This is a genomic window from Streptomyces sp. NPDC048442 (assembly GCF_040651475.1).
Classification (GTDB): domain Bacteria; phylum Actinomycetota; class Actinomycetes; order Streptomycetales; family Streptomycetaceae; genus Streptomyces.
This window is the reverse complement of sequence record NZ_JBEZKB010000050.1, coordinates 1-21,454: the sequence shown is the minus strand read 5'-3', so window position 1 is coordinate 21,454 and position 21,454 is coordinate 1. Positions and strand designations below refer to the sequence as shown.

The 21,454-nt window shown below is 68.2% G+C and carries 18 protein-coding genes and 3 pseudogenes; 5 read left to right on the top strand and 16 right to left on the bottom strand.

Going from position 1 to position 21,454, the window contains the following annotated elements; genetic code table 11:
- Window positions 1-91: 91 nt before the first annotated feature.
- Window positions 92-923, bottom strand: a pseudogene (locus AB0D18_RS39860) (IS5 family transposase).
- A gap of 469 nt (window positions 924-1,392) precedes the next feature.
- Here AB0D18_RS39860 and AB0D18_RS39855 point away from each other — a divergent pair.
- Window positions 1,393-2,250 carry an MFS transporter gene (locus tag AB0D18_RS39855; protein WP_362430603.1) on the top strand — a complete coding sequence of 286 codons (858 nt, stop codon included), beginning with the start codon at window positions 1,393-1,395 and terminating at the stop codon, window positions 2,248-2,250.
- 722 nt (window positions 2,251-2,972) lie between these two features.
- Here AB0D18_RS39855 and AB0D18_RS39850 read toward each other — a convergent pair.
- From AB0D18_RS39850 to AB0D18_RS39840, 3 genes are all read right to left on the bottom strand, one after another.
- Window positions 2,973-3,881 carry a hypothetical protein gene (locus AB0D18_RS39850; protein ID WP_362430602.1) on the bottom strand — a complete coding sequence of 303 codons (909 nt, stop codon included), beginning with the start codon at window positions 3,879-3,881 and terminating at the stop codon, window positions 2,973-2,975.
- A gap of 274 nt (window positions 3,882-4,155) precedes the next feature.
- Window positions 4,156-4,701 carry a hypothetical protein gene (locus AB0D18_RS39845; protein ID WP_362430601.1) on the bottom strand — a complete coding sequence of 182 codons (546 nt, stop codon included), beginning with the start codon at window positions 4,699-4,701 and terminating at the stop codon, window positions 4,156-4,158.
- A gap of 161 nt (window positions 4,702-4,862) precedes the next feature.
- Window positions 4,863-5,663, bottom strand: coding sequence for an AraC family transcriptional regulator (locus tag AB0D18_RS39840; RefSeq protein WP_362430600.1), 801 nt, complete (start codon window positions 5,661-5,663; stop codon window positions 4,863-4,865).
- A gap of 193 nt (window positions 5,664-5,856) precedes the next feature.
- Here AB0D18_RS39840 and AB0D18_RS39835 point away from each other — a divergent pair.
- A pseudogene (locus tag AB0D18_RS39835) lies at window positions 5,857-6,662 on the top strand (IS5 family transposase).
- Window positions 6,663-6,983: 321 nt separating this feature from the next.
- Entirely contained in the window at window positions 6,984-7,532 is a 549-nt protein-coding gene (locus AB0D18_RS39830; RefSeq protein WP_362430599.1) for a hypothetical protein, read from the top strand.
- Here the strand turns inward: AB0D18_RS39830 and AB0D18_RS39825 are convergent.
- The 3 genes and pseudogenes from AB0D18_RS39825 to AB0D18_RS39815 form a co-directional block, all read right to left on the bottom strand.
- Window positions 7,480-7,881 carry a transposase gene (locus AB0D18_RS39825; RefSeq protein ID WP_362430598.1) on the bottom strand — a complete coding sequence of 134 codons (402 nt, stop codon included), beginning with the start codon at window positions 7,879-7,881 and terminating at the stop codon, window positions 7,480-7,482. The two genes, AB0D18_RS39830 and AB0D18_RS39825, sit on opposite strands and share 53 nt — an antisense overlap.
- Window positions 7,882-7,929: 48 nt before the next feature.
- Window positions 7,930-8,145, bottom strand: coding sequence for a hypothetical protein (locus AB0D18_RS39820; RefSeq protein WP_362430597.1), 216 nt, complete (start codon window positions 8,143-8,145; stop codon window positions 7,930-7,932).
- 73 nt (window positions 8,146-8,218) lie between these two features.
- Window positions 8,219-8,530, bottom strand: a pseudogene (locus AB0D18_RS39815) (MerR family transcriptional regulator); the annotation flags it as partial.
- Window positions 8,531-9,819: 1,289 nt separating this feature from the next.
- Here AB0D18_RS39815 and AB0D18_RS39810 point away from each other — a divergent pair.
- Entirely contained in the window at window positions 9,820-10,203 is a 384-nt protein-coding gene (locus AB0D18_RS39810; protein ID WP_362430611.1) for a helicase associated domain-containing protein, read from the top strand.
- Window positions 10,204-10,422, top strand: coding sequence for a helicase associated domain-containing protein (locus AB0D18_RS39805; protein ID WP_362430596.1), 219 nt, complete (start codon window positions 10,204-10,206; stop codon window positions 10,420-10,422).
- A 1,250-nt stretch (window positions 10,423-11,672) separates the two neighbouring features.
- On the opposite strand, the gene AB0D18_RS39800 is transcribed toward AB0D18_RS39805, so the two are convergent.
- From AB0D18_RS39800 to AB0D18_RS39760, 9 genes are all read right to left on the bottom strand, one after another.
- Complete coding sequence (locus tag AB0D18_RS39800; RefSeq protein WP_362430595.1) at window positions 11,673-12,770, bottom strand: hypothetical protein; 1,098 nt, start codon at window positions 12,768-12,770, stop codon at window positions 11,673-11,675.
- A gap of 795 nt (window positions 12,771-13,565) precedes the next feature.
- On the bottom strand, window positions 13,566-13,784 hold the full coding sequence (locus tag AB0D18_RS39795) for a hypothetical protein (RefSeq protein ID WP_362430594.1): 219 nt from the start codon (window positions 13,782-13,784) through the stop codon (window positions 13,566-13,568).
- A 172-nt stretch (window positions 13,785-13,956) separates the two neighbouring features.
- Window positions 13,957-14,094, bottom strand: coding sequence for a hypothetical protein (locus tag AB0D18_RS39790; RefSeq protein WP_362430593.1), 138 nt, complete (start codon window positions 14,092-14,094; stop codon window positions 13,957-13,959).
- A 1,068-nt stretch (window positions 14,095-15,162) separates the two neighbouring features.
- Window positions 15,163-15,678, bottom strand: coding sequence for a hypothetical protein (locus tag AB0D18_RS39785; RefSeq protein WP_362430592.1), 516 nt, complete (start codon window positions 15,676-15,678; stop codon window positions 15,163-15,165).
- Window positions 15,679-15,691: 13 nt separating this feature from the next.
- Window positions 15,692-17,503: a hypothetical protein gene (locus AB0D18_RS39780; protein WP_362430591.1), complete on the bottom strand. Its 1,812-nt coding sequence runs from the start codon at window positions 17,501-17,503 to the stop codon at window positions 15,692-15,694.
- Window positions 17,500-17,820 (bottom strand): helix-turn-helix transcriptional regulator, encoded by a 321-nt coding sequence (locus AB0D18_RS39775; RefSeq protein WP_362430590.1) that lies wholly within the window; start codon window positions 17,818-17,820, stop codon window positions 17,500-17,502. The genes AB0D18_RS39780 and AB0D18_RS39775 overlap by 4 nt, the downstream gene beginning before the upstream one ends.
- Before the next feature lie 391 nt (window positions 17,821-18,211).
- A complete protein-coding gene (locus AB0D18_RS39770; protein WP_362430589.1) occupies window positions 18,212-19,237 on the bottom strand; it encodes a hypothetical protein in 1,026 nt (341 codons plus the stop codon).
- A gap of 310 nt (window positions 19,238-19,547) precedes the next feature.
- The gene (locus AB0D18_RS39765) at window positions 19,548-20,873 is read right to left on the bottom strand and encodes an FAD-dependent oxidoreductase (protein ID WP_362430588.1); all 1,326 of its coding nucleotides are present in this window, start codon (window positions 20,871-20,873) and stop codon (window positions 19,548-19,550) included.
- On the bottom strand, window positions 20,870-21,424 hold the full coding sequence (locus AB0D18_RS39760; protein ID WP_362430610.1) for a polyprenyl synthetase family protein: 555 nt from the start codon (window positions 21,422-21,424) through the stop codon (window positions 20,870-20,872). Before AB0D18_RS39760 ends, AB0D18_RS39765 begins: the two co-directional genes overlap by 4 nt.
- Window positions 21,425-21,454: the final 30 nt, after the last annotated feature.

Below are 21,454 nucleotides of genomic sequence, written 5' to 3'. Positions count from 1 at the left end.
AGGTCTCGCTCTCTTGAGAGGGGCTGGCCTGCATCCTCTCGTATCGCCGGTTGGGTTTGTCGGGCCGGCGAGTCTGCTTCTCGCGCTCTGGCTATGTGTCCTTCCAGTTCGGAGTGGACTCTCGGGTGAGCCTGCGGCTCATTAGGTCGATCATCGCGAGTCGGATCATCGCTTCGGAGCAGTGTGGGTGTGTTTCATAGTCGCGGGCCAGGCGGCGGTGATTCATCAGCCAGCCGAAGGTCCGCTCCACGACCCAGCGCCGCGGGATGACCTTGAAGCCCTTCTGGCCTGGGTCGCGGCGGGTGACCTCGACGTTGATGCCGAGAGTGGCACCGGGGTCGATGGCCTTGGTCCGGTAGCCGGTGTCAGCCCACGCTTTCGTCACGCGTGGATGGGCCTTGGCGATGTTCGAGAGCAGGTGGATGCCGCCGACGTTGTCGGACACGCTGGCTGCCGTGACCCAGACGGCCAGCAGGAGACCGAGGGTGTCGACACCGATGTGGCGCTTGCGGCCCGCGATCTTCTTGCCCGCGTCGAGGCCCTGGCCGGCGGCCGGAACATTCGCTGATGTCTTGACGCTCTGCGCTTCCAGCACGCACGCGCTTGGTTCTGCATTCCGGCCTTCGGCCTCTCGAACCAGCTGACGGAGCAGTCCGTTGAGCTGGTCGAACACTCCGTCTTTCTGCCAAGCCGCGAAGTATCCATACACGGTTTCCCATGGTGTGAAGTCGTGTGGCAGATACCGCCACGGGATCCCCGTCCGGTCGACGTAGAGGACCGCGTCCATGATTCGGCGCAGGTCGTGTTCGGGCGGCCGCCCGATGTCCAGGCCCTTCCCTCGGCGCTCGGCCCGCCAGGTTTGGCTCGAGCAGTTTCCATCGGGCATCGGACAGGTCACTTGGATACCGTCGGCGTCGAGGCATGTTTCCGTAGTACCGGCGGTCGTCCCTCCGCCACAGGGCGCAAACAGGGGTGAGTGGGGGCGCCTTGGGATCAGACAGGAGTGAAAGGGCCGAAACGGTCCCGCTCACGTCGTCACCCGTCTCTCACCTCACGGATGACGACAGCAACCTCAGCGGTATCCAACCAGGCACCCATACGCCAACCAAACACTCTCGCCGGGACGAAACGCTCTTTAAGGTCCTCCCCAGCACCGGGCACGAAGCAGATCTCGTATCCGTCACGTCTGACTCGATAGAAGGGGCCGTCCCACATGCTGCGCGACCGACGCCCGCGCAGCCCTCGTACCTCCCCACCGCCCCCGCACACTCCGGCGCCGCCCCCGGCTTCAGCGCGCCCCCGGCCCAACCACCCGGAATCTGGGGTGCACCCACGTCCCCAGCCCAGTTCTCGGAGCCGGCCGTCCCCCTTCCCCGGCGCTGGTGGGGCCTGTTGGCACTGGCTCTGGCCCAGCTGGTCGTGCTGATGGACGCGACGTTCTCCAACATGATGATGAAGGTGATGGGAGCCGACAGGGACGTGGGGCTTGACTCCGACGGAGTGCGGGTGTCGTCCACCGTCTACCTGGACGTGATGCCCATCGCCTATGCGCTGGCTTTCATCGTGCTGCTGCCGTTCGGTGCCCGCATCGCGGACCTGATGGGCCGCAAGAGGATGTTGATGGCCAGCCTGGTGGGATTTGCGGCGGCCGCCGTCCTCGGCGGCACGGCGTCCTCGTCCGGCATGTGGATCACGGGCCGCGCCCTGCAGGGCGCCTTTGCCGCACTGGTCTCCTCGGCCGCACCGGTCCTGGTGGCCACCTCTTTCACCAGCCCGCAGGAACGCCGCAAGGCATTCGGGATCTACATCGCGATCGCGGGCGGCGGCCCGGCACTCGGCTTGCTGACGGCCTGGTCCTTGCCTCTGGACCTGGGCTGGCGGTGGTACCTCTACGGAGGAATTCCCTTCGCCGCGGTCGCCGTGATCGGAGCGGCTGCCCTGGTGCGTGACCGGCCGGGCCGCATCGGCGTTCGCTTCGACGGACTCGGGGTGCTGCTCGGCGCCGCCGGGATCGCCGGAATCAGCGGGGCGATTCCGCACTTCACAGGCCAGGAATTCCAGCTTCCGACTGCCGGCATTCTGCTCGCGGCCTTCGTGTGGTGGCAGACCAGGACACCCGGCACCCTGGCTTCACCGCCCGGCATCGAGGGAACCCGGGCACACGTCGGGTACTTCCTCGCGATGGCTCTGGCCAACGTCGGCGTGTACGCCCTGCTCGTAGCCTCGGATTTTGTTCCCCTCCGAGTGTGACGTGTCCGGGCGATCACGTGCGGAGCCAAAGGGCGGAGGTCCCCACGGGTCCCCAGAGACCGGTCGGCCATGTCCTGCCTGCCCCCCCTTTGAGGGCGGCTAAGCTTGTCTTTTATCTTTGGGGAACTACTCAGAGCCATGAGCTGAGGCCGTCCTTCTATTCACCGCGATCTTGCTGGAGAGCTGCGGCAGATCGAACAGTGGCCATATCCGGTGTCAGCGGTACCGGAACTGGGGAGGCTGGCGAGCCCGTTGGGGGTGTCTGACAAGATCAGTAGTGAGTGGCTGTTGTCGTTCCGATCTTGAAGAATGTCGGTGAACGGGAGTCCGAATCGGGTGAGCCAGCCTGTGCGCCGTGGACCATGGCGGGCGAGGGCGTCGTCCATGTCGGTCTGTCCAGTGGTGACCGCATGTTCGCACCAATCGCAGATCGCGCGGACCTTGTCCCTGTCCGGCCGGGCCCACGTTTCTCCTTGACCAACTTGGCCGCAGCCGCCGATCAGACTGCGGTCAAGGGGCAGGATGCTAAAGGAGCCCGCCTTCCTGCGGACAGCAGACCAGCGAGGTGACGAGTGCGGGGCGTCGCTCGAGGTGCGCGACATCGTGGTGCGCGCGGACTTCGGCAGGCGTCCGGGCCCTGAGAGTGGAGAGAGGACAGCACACATCTCGTTGCGGATGTACAGGTGCGTGAGGGCGTGCAGAAGGGGTTGTGCGCCAGCGGGTTACTTGGCCGCGATACGCACTTCCTTTCGGAGCGCCGCAGCAATCTTGGCGGCCTCCTCCATGGAGTACTCCGCGGCGGGCTTGCTGGGTGTCACCACACCAATGGTGCTGTGGTCGGCCCAGACGCACCGCACGCTCTCGGTGTGCCCGGGTATGGAGGGGATCTGCGACTGGACCTTCTGGCACTTCATCACGGCACCGTTCAGGTCGTCGGGCGACATTTTCCGGGCATCGCCGAGGAACGTGGTGCCCGGACGCTCTTTCATCTTGGCGAACACGGCGTCGAGAGTGGTTTCGGGGTCCTTGACCTCGCCGTGGATGCCCAGGAACGTCAGACCTTCCACCTTCGGCGCACCATGCAGTTCCTCAGAGACCGAGTAGACGTTGACGACCGATTCCGCGTCCGCCGAGATGCCGGTCCCGGCGAGGTACTTCGCCTTGGACTCGTTGAGGGCCCGCGGCTCATCGTCCTTCTTGGTCACGCTCTTGTACGTGCCGTCCAGTACCTCCGCCGGGGCCGTAAGCCGGTGCGGTCCGTCGTCCGTGAGCTTCGTGCCACCGCCTGCGTCTCCTCCCCCGTCTCCGCCCGCTGTGAGGTACCAGGCCCCACCGCCTATGGCGAAGAGCGCCACCACAGCTCCCACGATGAGCCCGGCCCTCGTGCCGCCGCCACCTCCACTCGGCGGGGACGGCGGTACCTGCCCGTGGGGGCCCCATACATCGTGGTGCCCAGGTTGCTGCGGCTGGCGGGGGCCGCCCGGCTGGCCCTGCTGGGGGTAGCCGTAGCCCTGCTGGGGCACGCCCTGCGGCGGCTGACCGTAGGGGCCCCGTTGTTGCGGCTGCCCCGGACCGAACTGTCCGGGCTGCTGGGGCTGGCCGCCGTACGGGCTGGGCTGGTGGTGGCTCATCGGTCTTCCCCTTCATTTGCTTGTGCGGTCCGAACACGCTGCTGGGTACAGGGACCGGAGACGAGTTCCACCGGCTCCGTCTCCTTGCCGCAGGACGAACTCACCACTCGCGGGATCCCCACCCGTGGCCTCATCACCGCGACACCGAACCAGCGGCGGCCGGTAACGAGGCATGGAACGGGCGGAGTCTCCACAGGCGTCGGCGCGGATGTACGGAGTGCCAGGCAGGGGCCGGGACCGAACCACAGGTGGGCCCCGTCTCCCGTACCCCCTCTCAGGACGCCAGCCGCTCCCCCGCCGGCCCGGCCACCACTACCTGAACGTAGGACGGGGCGTATTTGCATGCCTTGGTGAGCATCTTGTCCAGGTCGAACTTGTGCCGCTGTACGGCTACGTGCAGCGGCGCCGGCATCGCCGGATGCGTCGGCCGGACCCCCGTACCAGCCGGCAGCGTCACCCCCTGTCGGAGCCGTACACCGATCAGCACGTGCTCACTTCCCTCGGGCTTCGCGACGACGAACTGGGTGACGTCGTTCCAGGGCAGCAGCGAGTCGGCGACCCTTACGCCGGCTGCGTCGAACTGGAACAGGATGCGGCGCGAATCGAACCAGGACGAGATGAACGGGATCGCCGCGACAATCACCACCCCGCCCTTCATGTCGAGTGCCCACCCGAGCAGGAGCGCAAGGGCCACCACGCCCAGGATCGAGCCCCAGAGACCGGCCAGGTCCTGGGGCGAGAACGGGCGCGTCACCTTGAACCGTTCCCACCGGCCGCGACGTGCGGGCTGATTGCCCGACCTCGGATTCGGCAGCGACATGCGTCTCCCCTTGAAGATGTTTGAAGATGTGACCGGGCGGAACGACTGCGTACTCTCCAGGGACCTTAGAGACGGCACGGACGGCGTCGCTTGGACAAATTTGACCTCGGCCGCCCAGGGGGTCTGTCGCTGTTCAGAGCCGGCCGCTCGTACCTCGCCGCTCACAGCTCGTGGGCGCCCTCTATTCGGCGTGCGGTCACCATGCCGGTGGGAGTGACGTCGGCGAGGGCGCGGAACTCGCGGTTGAGATGGGCCTGGTCGTAGAAGCCACAGGTGGCCGCCAGTTCGCTGAGGCCCGTCCACTTGTGCGACAGCAGTTCCACCGACCGGTGGAAGCGCAGCACCCTGGCGGATGTCTTCGGCGTCAAACCGACCTGCTGCGTGAAGCGACGGACCAAATGGCCGTGGCTCCAGCCGACTTCGGCGACGATTTGTGCGACAGGGATCGTGCCCGCGGACCGCGCGAGCAGGCGCCAGGCATGTACGACCTCGGGCGAGGGGTCGGGCCCCCGGTCCAGCCGGGTCAGCAACGCGGCGTCCAGCAGGTCGAACCGCTGAGCCCAGTCACCGGTAGCCGACATCCGTTCCACCAGCTCATCCGCCCCGGGACCGAGAAAGTCGCGCAGCTCGACCACCGTGTTCGTCAACTCCCGCATGGGCACGCCGAAGAGTCGGTAGGCGCCGAGCGGCGTCAGTTCTAGTCGTATCGCCTCCTGACCGCCTGGGTGGTCGCACACCCGCGGCCCGTCCTCCAGCCCCGCGATCAGCGACCCAATCACCCGCACCGCGGGACCCGTCTCCCGCAACCGGAACACCTGGGTGAACGGCTCGCCAAGATTGATCACTACGACGGCTCGTCCCCTGGGGAGCATCCGAACCTTGTACGCAGTCGTCGCCGCCACCCGGTAACCGTCGTAACTGTGCACGTACGGACGCAGCTCCCGCGGCCAGGGCCGAGTCACCCGCAACCGGTCGCTGAACCGGGTCGTTACAGCCCCCGGCCCGGACCCGCCCCCGTCGCCAATTTCCGCCACACCGTGCCCCTTTCCACCACGGGACCACCCCACATCGCAGCCGTCCCCCTTACTGATCGTTTCAGAATGGACTGTGTCCGACGGGTTGTCAGTTGGATGATGCCTCGGCAGGATCTGCTGGGTGGCTGTTGATCTTGTGGCTGATGGCTTGTGGGAACGCGTCGCCCCGCTGCTTCCGGCCCGGCCGGTGTGGCGGCACCGGTATCCGGGGCGGTTGCCGGTGGATGACCGTGCTGCCTTGCGGGGCATCGTTTACGTGCTGTGCAAGGGCGTGAGCCGGCGGGATGTTCCCGCGGAGCGGGTCGGCTGCAGCGGAGTGACGGCTTGGCGGCGTCTTCGGGACTGGACCGAGGCGGGGGTCTGGCCCCGCCTGCACGACGCCCTGCTGGCGGAACTCCGCCGGGGCGGCCTGCTGGAGATGGACGATGCGGCGATCGACGGCTCGCACGTCAGGGCGCTCAAGGGGGGCTCACACCAGACCTTCGCCGGTCGACCGTGCCCGCCCGGGCAGCAAGCACCACCTCATCGTCGACCGGCACGGAACCCCGCTCGCCGTCTCTCTGACCGGCGGAAACCGTCACGATGTCACCCAACTCATGCCGCTGCTGGACACGATTCCCCGCATCCGGGGTCTGCGTGGCCGACCTCGCCACCGCCCCCGGCGGCTGTTCGCCGACCGCGGCTACGACTTCGACAAATACCGTCGTCTCCTGTGGACCCGCGGCATCACCCTCAAAATCGCCCGCCCCGGCACTCCGCACGGCTCCGGACTGGGCAAAACCCGGTGGGTCGTCGAGCGCACCTTCGCCTGGCTCCAAGTTCAAACGACTGCGCATCCGCAACGAGATACGCGCCGGCCTCCACCTCGCATTCCTCCAACTCGCCTGCAGCATCATCTGCTTGAGACGCCTCAGAACCTCATTCTGAAACGATCAGTTGGGGCCCGCAAACAATTGACTTGCTGGTTCCAAGACTTGACTCCGCAGGTCAGAGCTTCGGGCGTCCGCATGTTGTTTTTCTGCGGGCCCTTACTGAGGGGCTGGACCGGCATCTGCACCACCTGCCACCGCCCGCTGCCACCCCTGCGCCGGAGCAGGCGAACGAGACCACACCAGACCTAACGGAGTCCTAAGAAGCCGTATTTCAACCGACCATGATCGCTTGATTTGTGCTGGTCGGGCATGGTCTCGATCGCGGTGAGGGAGGCATCTGACGTTCTGCTTCCGCTTGTTCGTCGAGGGGTGCGCGATGGCGTCGATGCTGGGGTTGCTGGAAGCGCGGGAGGTGTCTGCCCGCGAGCGGGTGGAGGTCCTGCGGGAGGAGGCGGCCCGTGCGGCTGCGGCCTTGGAGGCCGGCGAGATCGAGCTGGACCGGCGGGTGATCGCACGCGAGGAGCTCATCGACGCCCTGGCCGCATCAGCCGCAGAGACCACTTCTGCAACGGAGGTTGAGGGTGCGGCAGAAGCGCCGCCCGCCTCCATTCCCGTGCCTGAGGCCGCGACGGTGCCGGGTGCGGTCGTGCCGCCCTGGCGGGAAGGGCTTCAGATGTCGGCGCTCTCGCCGGACAATCAGCGGATCTTGAATGTGCTGCAGGACCGGCCGGGGCCAGAACCCTTGCGGGCCAAGGACATTGCGGCCGTGATGGGCATCGACACCGCCGTGGCGGCGAAGGTCGAGGGAGTGCGCTCGAAGGCGAAACGCCTGGCCGAGCGCGGGTGGTTGCTCCAGGAGGCGTCGGGCGCGTTCAGCGCCGGCCGCAGGCTCGTGGCCTCGCCAGCCGGCGGTCCATCCGCGTGATCATCGACCACTGGATCATCGCCTCGCTGGTGACGGTCAGCGTCTCGTAGTCCCGGCACAAACGGCGCGACTGCATCAACCAGCTCAGGGTGCGCTCGACCACCCACCGCCTCGGCAGCACCACGAATCCCTTGGTGTCATCGGTCCGCTTCACGACTTCCACGGTTAGGGCAAGGTTCTGCCGGGCCCAGTCGACGAGGGCTCCGGTGTAGCCGCCGTCGGCCCAGACCAGAAGGATGTCCCGGTGCAGCTCGCGCAGCCGCCCCAGCAGGCCGGTAGCCGCTTCGCGGTCCCCGACGTTCGCCGCGGTCACGGCCACCACCAGCAGCAGGCCCAGGCAGTCGGTCACGACGTGCCGCTTCCTCCCGTTGATCAACTTGCCGCCGTCGAAGCCGCGTCAGGCGGCCGGCACCGTCGCGGCGGCCTTCACCGACTGCGCGTCGATGACCCCCGCGGTCGGCTCCGCCTCGCGGCCCTCCCGCTCGCGCACCCTCCCGCGCAGCCGGTCGTGGAACTCCGCGACCAGCCCGTTCTGCCTCCAGCGGCAGCCGCCCAGTTGGTGCGCAGGCAGACAGAGAGCACCCCGTGGGTCTGAAGTGGTCCTGGCAGACAAGGGACAAGCCGGCTCGGCTCACTTCCCGGAGGAAGTGGAGCAGGGGAGGCGTGCGAAGTCCTACCGTGCGGGCTGCGGCCCGGCGGAAGGCGGTGTTGATGCGCTGGGCTTCTTCGAGCTGGTCTTCGAGGATGACGATGCGGCGTGCGGCGTCGATGGGGGTGCCCTGGTCGACGAGTTCGCGGGCCCGCGCGGCGATGCGCAGCTGGTAGTGGGGGTAGCGGCGGTGGCCGCCCTCGGAGCGCAGCGGGGTGATGAGGCGGGCTTCGCCGATCGCGCGCAGGAAGCCCTGCGTGGAGCCGATCATCTCGGCGGCCCTGCCCATGGTGTAAGCGGGGAAATCGTCGTCGTCGAAACGGTCGTAGGCGGGGTTGCCTGCTGTCATTTGCACCTCTCCGGAACACGCTGGAGGGGCCCGGATGCTCTGTGCACCCGGGCCCTGAAGGAACTGCTACACCATCTGCCGACCTCAGTTGCGCGTCGGCCTTTTATTTCCGCCGGCCCGACCTAGTTGCGGTCGGGGGTGCGGGGATCGCGGTTGCTTGACCGGAGACCACCTCACTATCGATGTCCTGCGGTACCCGGACTCAAGATTTCCGTCCGGGCGATCCTGATGGCGCCTGGCTCCTCCGTTCTTCCCTCTGAATGGATCACTTGCCAAACTGCTACTACGTACTGCTGGTGGCCTGCACAGCGCCACCCTTCGGCAGCCAGCCCCGTCGCCCGTCCTGCATCTGCGCTGGCTTAGAACCCCACTGCCGAACCTCCCGGTACGCGCGCCCGCAGCCGACGCCTTTACCGAGGAACTGCCGGGAACCGCACTGCTGGTACTGCGCACTGCACTTGCGTTTCCTCACGGCGGTCCCTGATCACTACGGGCCACCCGGTCCGGCTGTCAGTTCCGTCGCCGTACTGCCAACCACTGGCTTCGAAACTCCACCGCCGCACCGTCCTGCACTTCCGGGTACTGCCACTTCGGTACTGCGGCCTGGCAGTTCGTCTCTGCCGGGCCCTGCTCGATCTCGGCTACAACAGGAACACTAACCACACCACCAACGAATATCTACTCTTGCCAGAAGATATTTTCAGGTGTGCGGCGGACAAGCAGTCCCCTCAGAGGGAAGCGTGCCGAACCCCGGACAGCGCGACCTGACGGCCGGTTCGACACACACCGACACCGCACGGCAGCCGCCACCCTCACGGCCCGAACGCACGGACCGCTCCGGCCCGCCGGGGTCACAGCGCCTGCGGCCCGCCGGGTCCCCGCCCGGGTCATCCGCAAGGGCGACAGCGGCCTGGATGCGCCTGCCAACCAGCTCGCGGTGCTGCGGTCCGGCAGTGAAGCGGACCTGGCGGGGGCCGGTTGTGCAGGCAGAGAATCAGCACCACGAACTGCCATGAGTCCTCAGGGACCGTGTAGCCGTCCTGGGCGATCGAGCCGGAGAACGAGTACGGGCGGCGCCGTATCGAAGCGTCCGTGCAGTACCGGGCCGAGGTGACCGGAGGTGGGGAGCTCCTGGTCCCGTACGCCTTCGCCAGCCCGCCCGACTGGACGCCCGGGAACTACCCGTTGGGGGGTCTGGCACGCCGGTCAGCGCCAGTACTACCCGGCCGGGAAGCTCGACCCCGCCCGCGTCGCCGAGCTCGACGAGCTCGGGGATGGTCTGAAACCCGCTGGAGTGGGAGGAGGCGTTCGAGGACTGGCTTCAGTGCGCGCGCAGCTGGATGAAGGCGCACAGGCACCTGCTGCCGCCCGCGACGGCGGAGTGGAAAGAACGAAAGCTGGGGGCCTGGGTAAAGAACATGCGCAAGGCCGCCGAGATCGCGGACACGATCGCCGAGCGCCGGGAGGCCGGACTCCCCGTCGGGTCGGAGACCGGGGCACTGACCGAAACTCTGCGGGACGCGCTGGACGAGATCGACCCCGGCTGGTACCCGGCCTGGGGCACCAGCTGGCAGCGGCGCCTGAGGCTCACCCAGCAGCACCTGAGCAACGGTGGCACCCTTCCCGCCGGACCGGGTGAAGTCCTCGTCCGGGGAGCGGACTTGGGGGCGTAGGTGCAGTCTTGCCGGTACGGGTGGGAGCAGCTGGCGGTCGCGCAGCAGTACCTCCTGGAACACGCCCTCGGACTCGAACCCGCCGAGGAGGAGCGACCGGTCAAGCGGACGCAGGACGACAAGTGGATGCTCAACCTGCGGGCGGCGCAGGCGTTCCGCGCCCGCGAAGGGCACCTTCAGGTACCGAGGAAGCACGAGAAGCAGCTCGCTGTCCAGTGAGGGCGTGGGAGGCGCTCAGGCGGGCGCGGAGAAACAGCGGCCCGGCACCGCGGGTACAAGACCGCGACACCGGGCCAGCCGTGCTCGAACTGCCCCCAGAGGGATCAGTCCCAGTGAATGTCCGCCTCGATACCCCACCCGGCGTCACGATGGCCGGTGTGCAGTGCCCAGTTCGGGTCCTTACGCATGATCTGGCCCCCTCCTCCTCGGTGTGCGGACGGCCGGACGCACGCTGATGATCGTTGCTGCGTGTGGCAGCACACAGGGCAGGACGGCCCCGCCATGGTCGACCGTGGCGGCGGTCATCCGCATCGCCGCTCCCTCCTCCGGCGGTGCTGGTGGCCCGGCGGACGTACGGGGCTTGGGGACCTCCACTACGGCCGGAGGGGTGCACGGGCCGAGGGCCTCTCCCGGCGTCCGGCGCCGCAGCACGCGCAGGCACCTGCCGACGATCAGTTCCATGACCGATGCCTCCGCGTTCCCGGCCGGAAGCCCCGCCGGCGGGCTGCGGTGAGTGGTTGAGCCGGATGCCGGACATGGAGAAGGGGGCCTCCGCCAAGCCGGCGGAGGCCCCCTTCTCCATACCCTGAGTGTGCGCGCAGCCGGTCAAGGAGGGCTGCCGCGCGCCCCGCACTCGTTCATGTACCTGCTGGGGAGCGGGACACACGGGGCGTTGAGGGCCGACCCTGCTTTGATCATTCTCAAGGCAGGGTAGGCCCTCGACCCGATCCAGAACCCACCTGGGAATCCGGCTGCCCAGCCGCCGGTCCCGAGGCTCAGGAGCAGGTGTTACCAGCTCTGCGCGCAGTACCAGTGAGGTACCAGTACATGGTTCACAAAATGATGGGTACCGGTCAGCGTGAATCGATATCCCGCGGGACAGGGGTTGTTGAGGTGGACCGGGGCCGCTGAGGCAAGGGGGCGAGTCCGGTCACAACGGCGGCGGCCAGCGCGGCCCCCGTCAGAGCGGTCCTGATGCGCATACTTCTTCCCCTGTCGAACAAGTAAGTCACTTTGCGTGACGCATGCTAACAAGGTGTGACGGATGACGCCTTGGACGGCAGCCACGCGTCGGTACACCGGGCCAGCACGAGGAACCGAACGTGCAAACTGCCACCGCAAAAGCCGCCCAGGGCTCCAGCCATTCGGGGAACGGCCACCGTGACCGTCCCCCGAAAGCAAGGTGCATGTGCTGGACTGTGCCAGGTGGTTGTCAGCCGCTGCCGGCACCACCCGGGGCGGGCGGGACGTCAGTAGGTGATGACGACGGCTCCGTTGGTGCCGGCAGTGCCGGCAGTGCCGTTGATGCCGTCGACGCCGTAGGCACCTTCCGCACCGGAGACGTCGGCTCCCCGGCCGCCGTCGCCGCCGTTCCCGCCGCTTCCGCCGCGGCCGTAGCCGTGATCACCGGGAGTGCGGGCGCCCGCTCCGGCAGCTCCGCCCTTGCCGCCGAGGTCACCGTTGCCGGCATCGGCGTTGCCGGCGCTGCCCGCAGAGCCCTCACCGCCGTTCTTGCCGGTGGCGAAGTGGAGGTTCGCGGGCAGGGGAAGCGTCCCACCGCACGAGGCATCCCCACCATGGAAGCCGCGCTCGCCGGCGGAGCCGCCCCCATCGCCGCCGTCGCCGTTGCCACCGCCGATGCCCAGGGCCTTGCCCCCGCCGCCCCACTCACCGCCGGCCGCAGCGCCGACCGCGCCTTCGGCCGGGTCCCCTCCTCCCGCGACCGAGATCGGCGACATCATGGGGAACTGCCCGGGGACCACCTCACCGGACGGGGGTAGATCGATGACGGTGGCCCCGCCGCGGCCGGCGTCAGCGGTGCGGGCCCTGGCGTCGTCGCCGCTGTCACCACCGCTCCCTGCGAGCAGGCCGTACTCACCGCCCTTGCCGCCGGCAGCACCGGGGGTGCCTGCGGTGCCGTTGCCTGCCTTGCCCACAGTGATCTTCATCGGCGTGCCGGGAAACGTCGAGAACGTACACCTGACATGGGCACCCGCGCCTCCGCCGCCCCCGCCATTACCTCCCGCGCCGCCTCCGCCGGTGCCACCCCAGCCCAGGCCGGTGGCGTCCTGCCCACCCGCGCCTCCACCGCCGCCTCCGCCGGCGCCCCCGGTGCCGCCCGTGCCGCCTCCACCGGCACCCCACAGATCGACGGTGATCCGGCGGACACCGGCAGGCACCGTCCACTGAGCGGAGCCCGGGGTACTGAAGGTGGCGGTTCGCGGGGCAGCGTGCGCGCCGGGCGCCACGGCAGGCGAGGCGGCGCCGTGCGCGCCAGGCGCCATGGCAAGCGAGGCGGCAAAGGGGAGCACAGCGGCCGCGAAGGCCAGCCTGCGGGGGGCGAGCATGGGTTTCCTTCCCAAAACGATCAACACCATGACTGTACGAACCTGATATACAACACAGTGTGATTGCTGTAAGACGGCGACACGAAAGAGCTTGGAAGCCCGGGACTGCATGATGCGTACCTGCGACGACGAGAACGCCGCGCAGACTGCGAAGCAGGGGACCGCGAAGCAGGGGACTGCGAGCTCGCGTTCGCGGGCTGACGACCGCACCCGCCTTCCCCCTTGGCCCGGATGGCCAGTCTCGCCGTCTTCGCATTCACTCCGGAAGGCGAGAACGGCGAGGGAACGCTGTCCTCGAAGGGGCATGAACCCCTCGCGAAGATCCTCGCCGCTCTCCGTGCGTACGACGCACGCTTGGTCGAGGCGCTTGCCGATCCTCGTGTGCGCAGCGGGAGTTGGAAGGACGACGAGGCCGCCGAGACGGGCGGCGACGCCGAGGACCAGGAGCAGCGGGAGGTTGCCGAGGATGTCCTCCGTGCGCCGGCGCGGGAGGTGCTGCGGAGCGCGGAGCGCGGAGCGGGCCGGGGTGGATGCGGACGCCCGCATGCCCCTGGTTGGACGACGGCGCACTCGCGGGCGGGGCTGGCGGGACTTCCTGGCGTGGGAGGTCGTGCAGGTTACGTCGGATACACACGTCCGCCTCGTGGCCCTGGAAGCAGCGATTACTCCATGCCACTTAGAACACACAACTCAGCTCTATGACAAGGTAGTTGGAGAAAATGGTTGGTCGATCCTGGTAGTTTCGGCACCTCGCTCGGCGACGGTGTCACGCCCCTGGAAGACGTACCACCGGCACTATCCGACGGAGCCTTCAGCCGGTGGCCTCGTCGCGTCGCGGGCCACGCGGCCGATCAAGGAGGACAGCTTCAGCAGGGCCTGCGGCATCTGCTGCGCGAGGTCATGGCCTGAAGCGAAGACCCTGGCGATGTCGCTGAGCTCCTCATAGCCGGCCTTGCCGCTGGCGACGTCCTCCACGAGGCGGCTGAGCGCCTGGGCGGCGTCGCGTCCGGGCATCGGGTTGATCCGACTCGAGTCGGGACGATCCAATCCTGGGATCGGATCACTTCGCGCGGTAACCATGAGTGGGGTGAGCGGCGACACGCTGCTGACACGGGTCGGCCCTGCGCCGTACCAGTGCGTACGGAGCGCCCCGCTGGGCCGTGCGGGGCGGCGGGACCCAAGGGACTCACATCCCGAAGTGCCCCTCGACCCGGGAGGCGGTCGTTCGTGCCAGCCGTGTCAGATCCAGCCGGATCACCGGGAGTTCCTCCTCGTCGACGAGCCTGGCCCGGCCGAGATACTCGGTGATCTCCGCGATCACCATGGCGGCGAGGTCCTCCTCGTCATCGAGAGGCGGGTTGTCGTCGTCTCATCTGCTGTCCGGCGCTTCCACACTCATGGGGCGACCGTAGCTGTCGGTGCGCCTGGCCTGCGCGGGTCTCAGAAATCCGGACTCGTTCGAGCAGGACGGCAAAGTGCGGAGGCGGGGGCTGGAGCGATGCCGGTATGAACGGCACCGTCTCCTCCGGCTCTGGCTCGTACCGGGCTTCGGGCCCGCCCGAGTTCGGACCGCGGCCGGACGCCCCCGCCTGCGAGTCCTGAGCAGATGCCCTGGCCGAGAAGATACGAACCAGTTACCCGAGGGTGCGGATACAGCTCGGAGTCGATCGCGCTCCGTACCTCGTGCTGTTCTGGATTCTCCTTCCGAAGAGCGAGCGAGGTATGGGGCTCGACACCATGCGCACTCGTTCCGTTGGATGCTCTGCTCACCTGCCGACGTCTGCGCGGCCGAGATGGCGGACGGAAATGCGGGCGCCGACGAGGCGCCCGTCGGCAACGGCTTCGCGCGGGGGCGGGTCCGGGTGGGCTGTTCGCCGGTGGGCAGTCCGGCGAGCCAGATCTTCCCGACGTGCAGCACGCTCCGCCTCTGGGCATGGTCGCACCCCAAAGGCGGTCCAGCGGCGGGCTACCGGCTCTGGTTGTCGAGGTGGCAGCAGGCGGTCAGGCGTCAGGGTCGACTTCAGGGGTGCGTGAACCACACGGGCTTGCCCAACGACCGGGCGTAGGCGATTTCGCCTCGAAGGCTGTCTCCGATGTAGTCGCCGACTAAAGCGTCTGAGTTCGCGATTTCTGAGCGCTCGGTGCCCCGAACTCGGGCGGGACTTGCGTGAAGGCCAAGCTTCATCATCGTCCCTTCACCCAGCAAGCGGGGCATGTGTCGTGGCTGTCGCAGGCCCGATGCCATCCCTGGGTTCCCAGCTGGCGGCCGTGCGTCGGCCTCGGTGCGTGGGTTCCGGGTGTTCCTGAGTGAGGCTGACCAGCAGCGTGGTCAGGGTTCTGTAAATCGTTGCCCATCGTGCGGGTGATCGCTGCCCTGCGGATCACGTGGTTATTACAACTCGATGGACCAGATGTCGCCCTCGTGGTGCCCGTTTGGGTCGGGGTCTCCTGATCCGTACGGATCAGGGTCGACGATGACATGGATGCGGGCGGTGGAATCGGATACGCGGTAGCAGACCATGTCTCGCGATGTGTTGCTCTCATCGATCTCGTTCGTGTGGCCCAGGGCCAGGATGCAGGCCTGCAGTTCCTCGAAACGGACTCGGGGCGCAAAGTCCCCGTACTCCCGCGCCAGCAGTGACGGCACAGCACTCGACGACTCGAGGAACAGCAGTCGTTGGATTTTCAGTCCGAAGCCGAAGCATGACATTTGCCCCCGTCGCCCTGGCTGGTCCGGCGAGAAATTGATCTCCACGAGACCGTAGTCCCGGCGCAGGAGGCCGCCGCCGGGAACGTCGAGGAACTCGGCGCCAAGGGCGGCTTTCCAGTCGTCTGGGGTCGCGCCGAGGCCGACTCCGAGTACGTCGCCGCGAGTGGCGACATGGGCATAGAAGTCCAGAGCGGACACCCTCCAACCTCCCTCAGCTGCGTAAACAGGACGTCCCGAACGATAACAACCTGTCCATCAGGCCGGTGGTGCGGCCGCCGCTACCGGGGACGCATCTTGTCTCCCACGTCGGCACATGGACTCTGTCCTCCTTCTTCCATGTGCTCGGGTTGGAAGAAGCGGATGTAGCGCAGTCCGGTCTCTGGAGTGATGTTGAAGACCGCGCACAGATGCTGTGGGTCGGCCCCGGTAACGGCGGTTCTTCAAGAATCCGGTCCTCACGGAGTCGCTGGGCGGTGACCGGGAGGCCGCGCAGCACGACCTGCATCCAGCCGATGGTGGCCGCTGCGCGGGAGTACGCGGTCTGCGAGCTGATGAACAGGTGAGGGTTGCGGGTGTTCGGCCAGCCTTCGCGCCGCAGCTCGATGTAGTCGGCGGCGGCCTGTCGGGCGAAGGTGTCGAGGGGGTGATCGATGTCGCCGAAGGTGAGGCGGCCACGGACGAAGTCAATGGCGGACATGGGCAGTGCTCGGGCTTGGTGGGGGTAGAGCGCGTGGATGCCGATGAGGGCGATCAGCAGCTTCAGGGCGGGGTCGGTGGCCGCGGACTCGGCCATGGACTTGATCGCTTCTGGGCTCAGCGGCTTGGGCACCGTGCCCGGCCTGGCGCCGAGGCTCACGCCGCGGGCGGGATTGGTGAACAGCAGCCGCTGGCTCTTGAGGGTTTTGAACATGCTGCGTAGCGCGACGGCCTCGTTGTGGGGTGCTGCGCACTGGGCGAGCCACTCGGTGAGATCGCTGCGGGTGACCTGACGGAGGGTGCAGTAGCGCTCCGAGCAGGCAAGGAGGAAGGGGATCGCGGCGGTGAGCTGGTTGCGGACGGTGGCGGGTGAGCGGGGGCGGCGGCGTGGCCCGCCGTGTCGCACGATGTTGATCCACACCAAGGTTCCTGCAGCGATCTCCGGGTGCACGCGGCTTAGCCGACGGTGGATCCACCCGTCGAGGGGATCGGGGCGGTCGTCGTTGAGGAGTTCGAGGGTGGCGAGGATCTCGGTAACCCGGAGGACGGCGCGTCGGCGTTGCTGGCGTGGCAGGGTGGCGACGGTGCTGGCCTTGATCGTCTCGTGCGGTCCGTGGACGGCGGTGAGCAGGTACAGGCTCTGTTGCACGCGCTCGCGTAGACCTGGTGACCAGCCCTGGGCGTCGGCGTGGTTGTCGGCCTGCACAGCGATGTAGTCGGTGAAGGCGGGGTCGAGCGGCACCACGTCGGGCACGGTGACGCGGGACATGTCCCGCGCGGCGTCGACGAGCCGGTCTTGCCGCCACCGTGGAACCGTCCAGCAAAGGGCTCTGGGCTGGTGCCGAACAGTGGCGGGGGAGGTTCGTGATCGGTGGTGTCCGGCGAGATGGACGCGGCGGATCTGATCGGCGAGGAACAGCTGCTGCCCGGTGGTGGCCGCGGTGGTGAGGTCGGGGCGTTGCCAGGTGCGCGGTATGGCGCGGGCCTGGCAGTGGCACAGCCGGCACACGCCCTTCTTGAGCGGGACGGTGCGGCCGCAGGTTAAGCATCCGCCGGGCCGATGACCGCGGTTGCGGAAGGAGATGCAGGCCGCGCATAGACCTCTACGACGCCAGATGCCCCAGGCGAAGCAGTCGCTGCAGTTGTCTGCGGATATAACGCGCGGGTGGCAGCGGCGGCAGTAGCCGCCGACGTAGTGGTTGTCGCTGCCGCACGTCTCACAGACGGGCGGAGGAAGGCTGGGATACAGGCAGCTGAAGCAGCGTTTCCGGCCGTACTCCGCGACCTTCTCGCCGCACTGCGTGCACGGCCGCGGCCGCAGGTTCACAGCGGCGGCTCCGTCCGGCCGACCCGGCGCTCGAACGTGGGACGCTCGCCGGCGACCGCCGCATAGCCGGATGCAGTCGGCGTTCGCAGGACGCGGGCCTTCTCCTGCTCCGGCACCAGAAGGTCATTGGGCTCGCAGCCGAGCACGTCGCAGATGACATCGAGGTCGTCCAGGCGGATCGTGACCGGCTGCCCGGCCCACAGGTTGGACATCTTCCCGGCGCTGATCACCAGGCCCGCGTCGGCGAGCATCGCCTGCAGCTGCGAGGACTTCCAGATGTCACGCTGCGCGGCGGCCAGCCGGAAGTTCCATTTCATGACGGCTCCTGTTCTCGGCCATCCGGTGAAGCGGGACGCGACCCGCTGGCCAGCGGAGACCCAGGCGTCCTCGATGTGGGTCTTGTTGACGTGTAATGGTGGGCTCGGGTATTGGAACTCCCGGAATACCCGAGGCACCGACGAAATGGCCCTCACCGAGTGACGAAACGCAGGCATGGGCAGGTCGGGCACCGTCAGGATGTGCCTACGTTCGTCTACCGACCCTCGTGGAAGGGAATGCGGGCTCACCTGCGCGGGAACTCCACACGTCGGAGATCACGTTCCTGCAGGTCAACGAAATCCGTCGGTTGTCCGGGACCCTGAGCCTCGCGGCCACCCGGCGTCACGGCATGCCCGCACCGTGACGCCCCGGCTGCACACTGCGGACGGGCTACGTCATCAACTCGATGTGCGGATGATTGGGGTCCGCCGGGCAGACGAACAGATGTTGCCGGTAGCCGCTGCCTATCTGGACCCCGGTCGCGTTGTAGCCGCGGTGGCCGGGGTACGGTCCAGCGCCTGGGTGGGGGTGCGGAGACCAGCTGTTCCCGGCGTCGTCCCCGTCCTCGAACGTGGCGACGGTCATCAGGACCTTCATGCCGGTGCCGCACTCGGAGCAGGGCTGCGGGCTGGGGTCGGTGGAGTCCCAAGCGGGCCAGCCGCCGACCTTCCAGCCGGGTGCGTTGGCCAGCACACAGTCGTAGTACGTGTCCGGGTCCATGTCTTCCTCTGCTGCCTGCGGCACACTCCACTGCTTGAGCTGCTCCCGCAGTTCTTCGCTCAGTTCCAGATGGTCGGGGTACTCGGTGATCTGCTCCGGTTCGAGCACGCACGGTTCCGGTAGATAGCCGTCGAACTGCACTGCGGGCGGCTCGGGGGGCGTGTCGAGGATGTCGGTGACGGCGGCTGCGGAACGCCAGAAGAGCAGGGTCCTGGGCATGATCGGATGGTCGAAGGGGCACCACAGAACCTGCAGCAGGTCCTTACCCTCCGGCGGGCTCAGATCGGGCACATCCCGTACGTACAGCTGCGCGACGGGCAGCATCGCTATGGGGCCGTCGTACGACTGGACCGCCAACCTCACCGGATACGTCTGAGGGGGCCGGATCCGCTCGAGAGTCTCCCGTTCCTCCGGAGTCAGGTCCCGGCCGTGCGAGGCGGCGAAGATCCGTCGTTCCAGCCGCAGATCCGCCGGGGACTGGGCTGGGTTGATGCCGTCCACCACATGCGGTTCCTCGCAGTGCGGCCACGGCTCCTCAACGGGCCACAGCAGCGGCCCGCCGATCGAGCTGTCGTGCCACGTCGGCGCCCCAGGGTGGGGGTGCAGGCGGGTCGCCGTGCGGGCCAGCGGGGCCAGTTGGGGAAAGACCGCGACAAAGTCGATCGGTCGTGGCGGAGTGACAGGAGTGACATTCATGGCCGCAATCTTGCCAATCGCCTCTGACAACGGCCCTCGTGTCCGCCCCACGAAGAGCTCCGGCACGGGCGCCACCCGGGAGAGCCCTACCGCCGGTCCGTCGCCGGCAGATGGCCCGCGAGCAGGTCCACGATCGCCGCGTGGATGTCCGTCCACGCGCGCGGTTCGTCGCCACGTACCACTTCCATTCGGGTGCTACGAGTTACCTTGGCGCACCGCAAACCCGGCCGGGAACTGCATCCACAGAGCTCGGGATCCCACACACGTGACCGGAGCCATCACAGCAGGTCAGCGCATTTCGTCGGTGGCCCTACCCCCGCTGTCGGGTGCTGGTCCGGCGACTGACCTCGGCTGCGTAGGCGGCCCAGTCTCCGGCGGCGGCTCGCTGCCATTTGACGGCGACGGTGATGTCGATGCCGAGAGTGCGGGCGAGGACTGCGGCGGGCAACTCGGTGGCGAGCTGAAAGAGCGCGGTCGAGCGGGCTTCGGCGAGGCGGATGCCGAGTTTGCGGAGCCGTTCGCCCATGGCCCAGGCGCTGATCGGGCGGCCTGGCTGGCCTCCGGGGAAGAGCCAGGGCGAGTTCGTCCGGGCGAGGGTGGCATGGCAGCGGCGGACCGTGACTTGTTGGAGGGCGAGTTCAGCGACGGGGGCCGGGAGTTCGACGGGGACAGGGCCGAGGTGAATGCGGGCGCCTGTGTCCGTCTCCTCGATGTGGCCGACGGTGAGCCGGGAGATCGTGGCCGGCCACTGGGCATAGAGGAGCAACAGCAGGCCGGCGAGGCGGTCTTCGGGCTTGAGGGTGTCGTCGTGCAGCAGGCGCCGTGCGGTGTCCCAGCGAGCCTCGTCGTCCATCGGCTGGGTGGGACCGTTCCATCTGACGGCCGGGAAGCTGAGGTCGCGGGTGATCTTCTGAGAAGAGGTCCAGCGCACGAAGTGGCCTGCCTCCTGGCGAAGACGGGCGTCGTCGCTGGTCGTCCAACGTTCGAGGTCGGCCTGTCGGCAGGTGGGAAGGGTCAAATTCTGGCCTTCGAGCCAGTTCAGGAGGTAGACGCCTGCCCGCAGGTGTTGCCGCGCGACCTGGAGCTGGTAGTACGTGGTCTCCTTGCCGCGGCTGCGAAGGCGAAGCCGGCGCAGGAGGTGCCAAGTCGCGTACCGGTGCAGGATTTTGCGTCCCTCGCGGTACAACTGCTCCAGCCAGGCACGCAGCCGCCGATAGCCGACGGCCTCGCGGGCGCCGGCGAAACGGGCGATCTCCTCCTCCATCGCCGTGCCCTCGGTGTGGACGTCCAGCGCGCTGCCGTCGGCGAACCGAGCCCGGTAGGCGGGGTGCAAAGGCACCAGGTCGAGCCTCCCCGCCATGGAGTGGCCGACGGCGGCGAACGCCTCCTCCACCAGATCCGGCATGGTCAGCACGGTCGGACCGGTATCGACGCGGTATCCGCCCCGGTCCAGCAGGCCCGCCCGGCCACCGGGCTCGTCCGCCCGTTCCACCACGGTGACCTGCCGCCCCGCGCCGAGAAGGTGCAGCGTGGCGGACAGCCCGGCCAGGCCGGCGCCCACCACCACGACGTGATGGGTGGGCCCCCTCAGGGCCTTCGCGGTCCCCTTCACGGACTTCGTCGTCAACCTGTTCATCGAGCGCACCGGACCCCCTCCTCGTGGACCCCTGCCGGACGCGGACCGCCCGACGCCCTCCCCAGCCCGGCGGCGTACACGGGCGCGGCGGCGACCGCACCCGTCAACCCCCGCAGCCGCTCCTCCGCCTGCGCAGCGAGCGGCACCGACGCCAGATGCCTGTGAGCCACCGCCACAAGGTGCGAGATCTTCGCCTCCGCCACATCCCGCGAACCGGTCTCCACCAGCACTTCCCTCACCCGCTCCAGGCCGTCGTCGCTGAGCGAGCCGTCCCCGAGGGAGGCGTCGAGGAGGGCCGTCGCGGCCCGGTTGCCGGATGCCTCGGCGCGGGCCCGGGCGATCGCCGTCAGGTAGGTCGGCTTACCGTCACGGATGTCCTCCCCGGACTGCTTGCCCGTCTCCCGCGGATCACCGAACACCCCGAGCCGGTCATCACGCAGCTGAAAGGCGATACCCGCGCACCGCCCCGCGGAACACAGCGCCGCACTAAAAGTTGTTGCACAAGGGTGGGTGCGGGCAGGCGGGTGGGTGGTTCTGGCCTGCGGTTTCATCCGGTGAGGGCGAGGTTGTGCATGGTGGCG

Bases quoted from the DNA above. Each gene is read 5' to 3' on its own strand.
- AB0D18_RS39850 (WP_362430602.1), bottom strand. From the start codon at position 3,881: ATGAGCCACCACCAGCCCAGCCCGTACGGCGGCCAGCCCCAGCAGCCC.
- AB0D18_RS39845 (WP_362430601.1), bottom strand. From the start codon at position 4,701: ATGTCGCTGCCGAATCCGAGGTCGGGCAATCAGCCCGCACGTCGCGGC.
- AB0D18_RS39830 (WP_362430599.1), top strand. From the start codon at position 6,984: ATGGCGTCGATGCTGGGGTTGCTGGAAGCGCGGGAGGTGTCTGCCCGC.
- AB0D18_RS39800 (WP_362430595.1), bottom strand. From the start codon at position 12,770: ATGCTCGCCCCCCGCAGGCTGGCCTTCGCGGCCGCTGTGCTCCCCTTT.
- AB0D18_RS39795 (WP_362430594.1), bottom strand. From the start codon at position 13,784: ATGCCCGGACGCGACGCCGCCCAGGCGCTCAGCCGCCTCGTGGAGGAC.
- AB0D18_RS39790 (WP_362430593.1), bottom strand. From the start codon at position 14,094: ATGGTGATCGCGGAGATCACCGAGTATCTCGGCCGGGCCAGGCTCGTC.
- AB0D18_RS39775 (WP_362430590.1), bottom strand. From the start codon at position 17,820: ATGAAATGGAACTTCCGGCTGGCCGCCGCGCAGCGTGACATCTGGAAG.
- AB0D18_RS39770 (WP_362430589.1), bottom strand. From the start codon at position 19,237: ATGAATGTCACTCCTGTCACTCCGCCACGACCGATCGACTTTGTCGCG.
- AB0D18_RS39765 (WP_362430588.1), bottom strand. From the start codon at position 20,873: ATGAACAGGTTGACGACGAAGTCCGTGAAGGGGACCGCGAAGGCCCTG.
- AB0D18_RS39760 (WP_362430610.1), bottom strand. From the start codon at position 21,424: ATGAAACCGCAGGCCAGAACCACCCACCCGCCTGCCCGCACCCACCCT.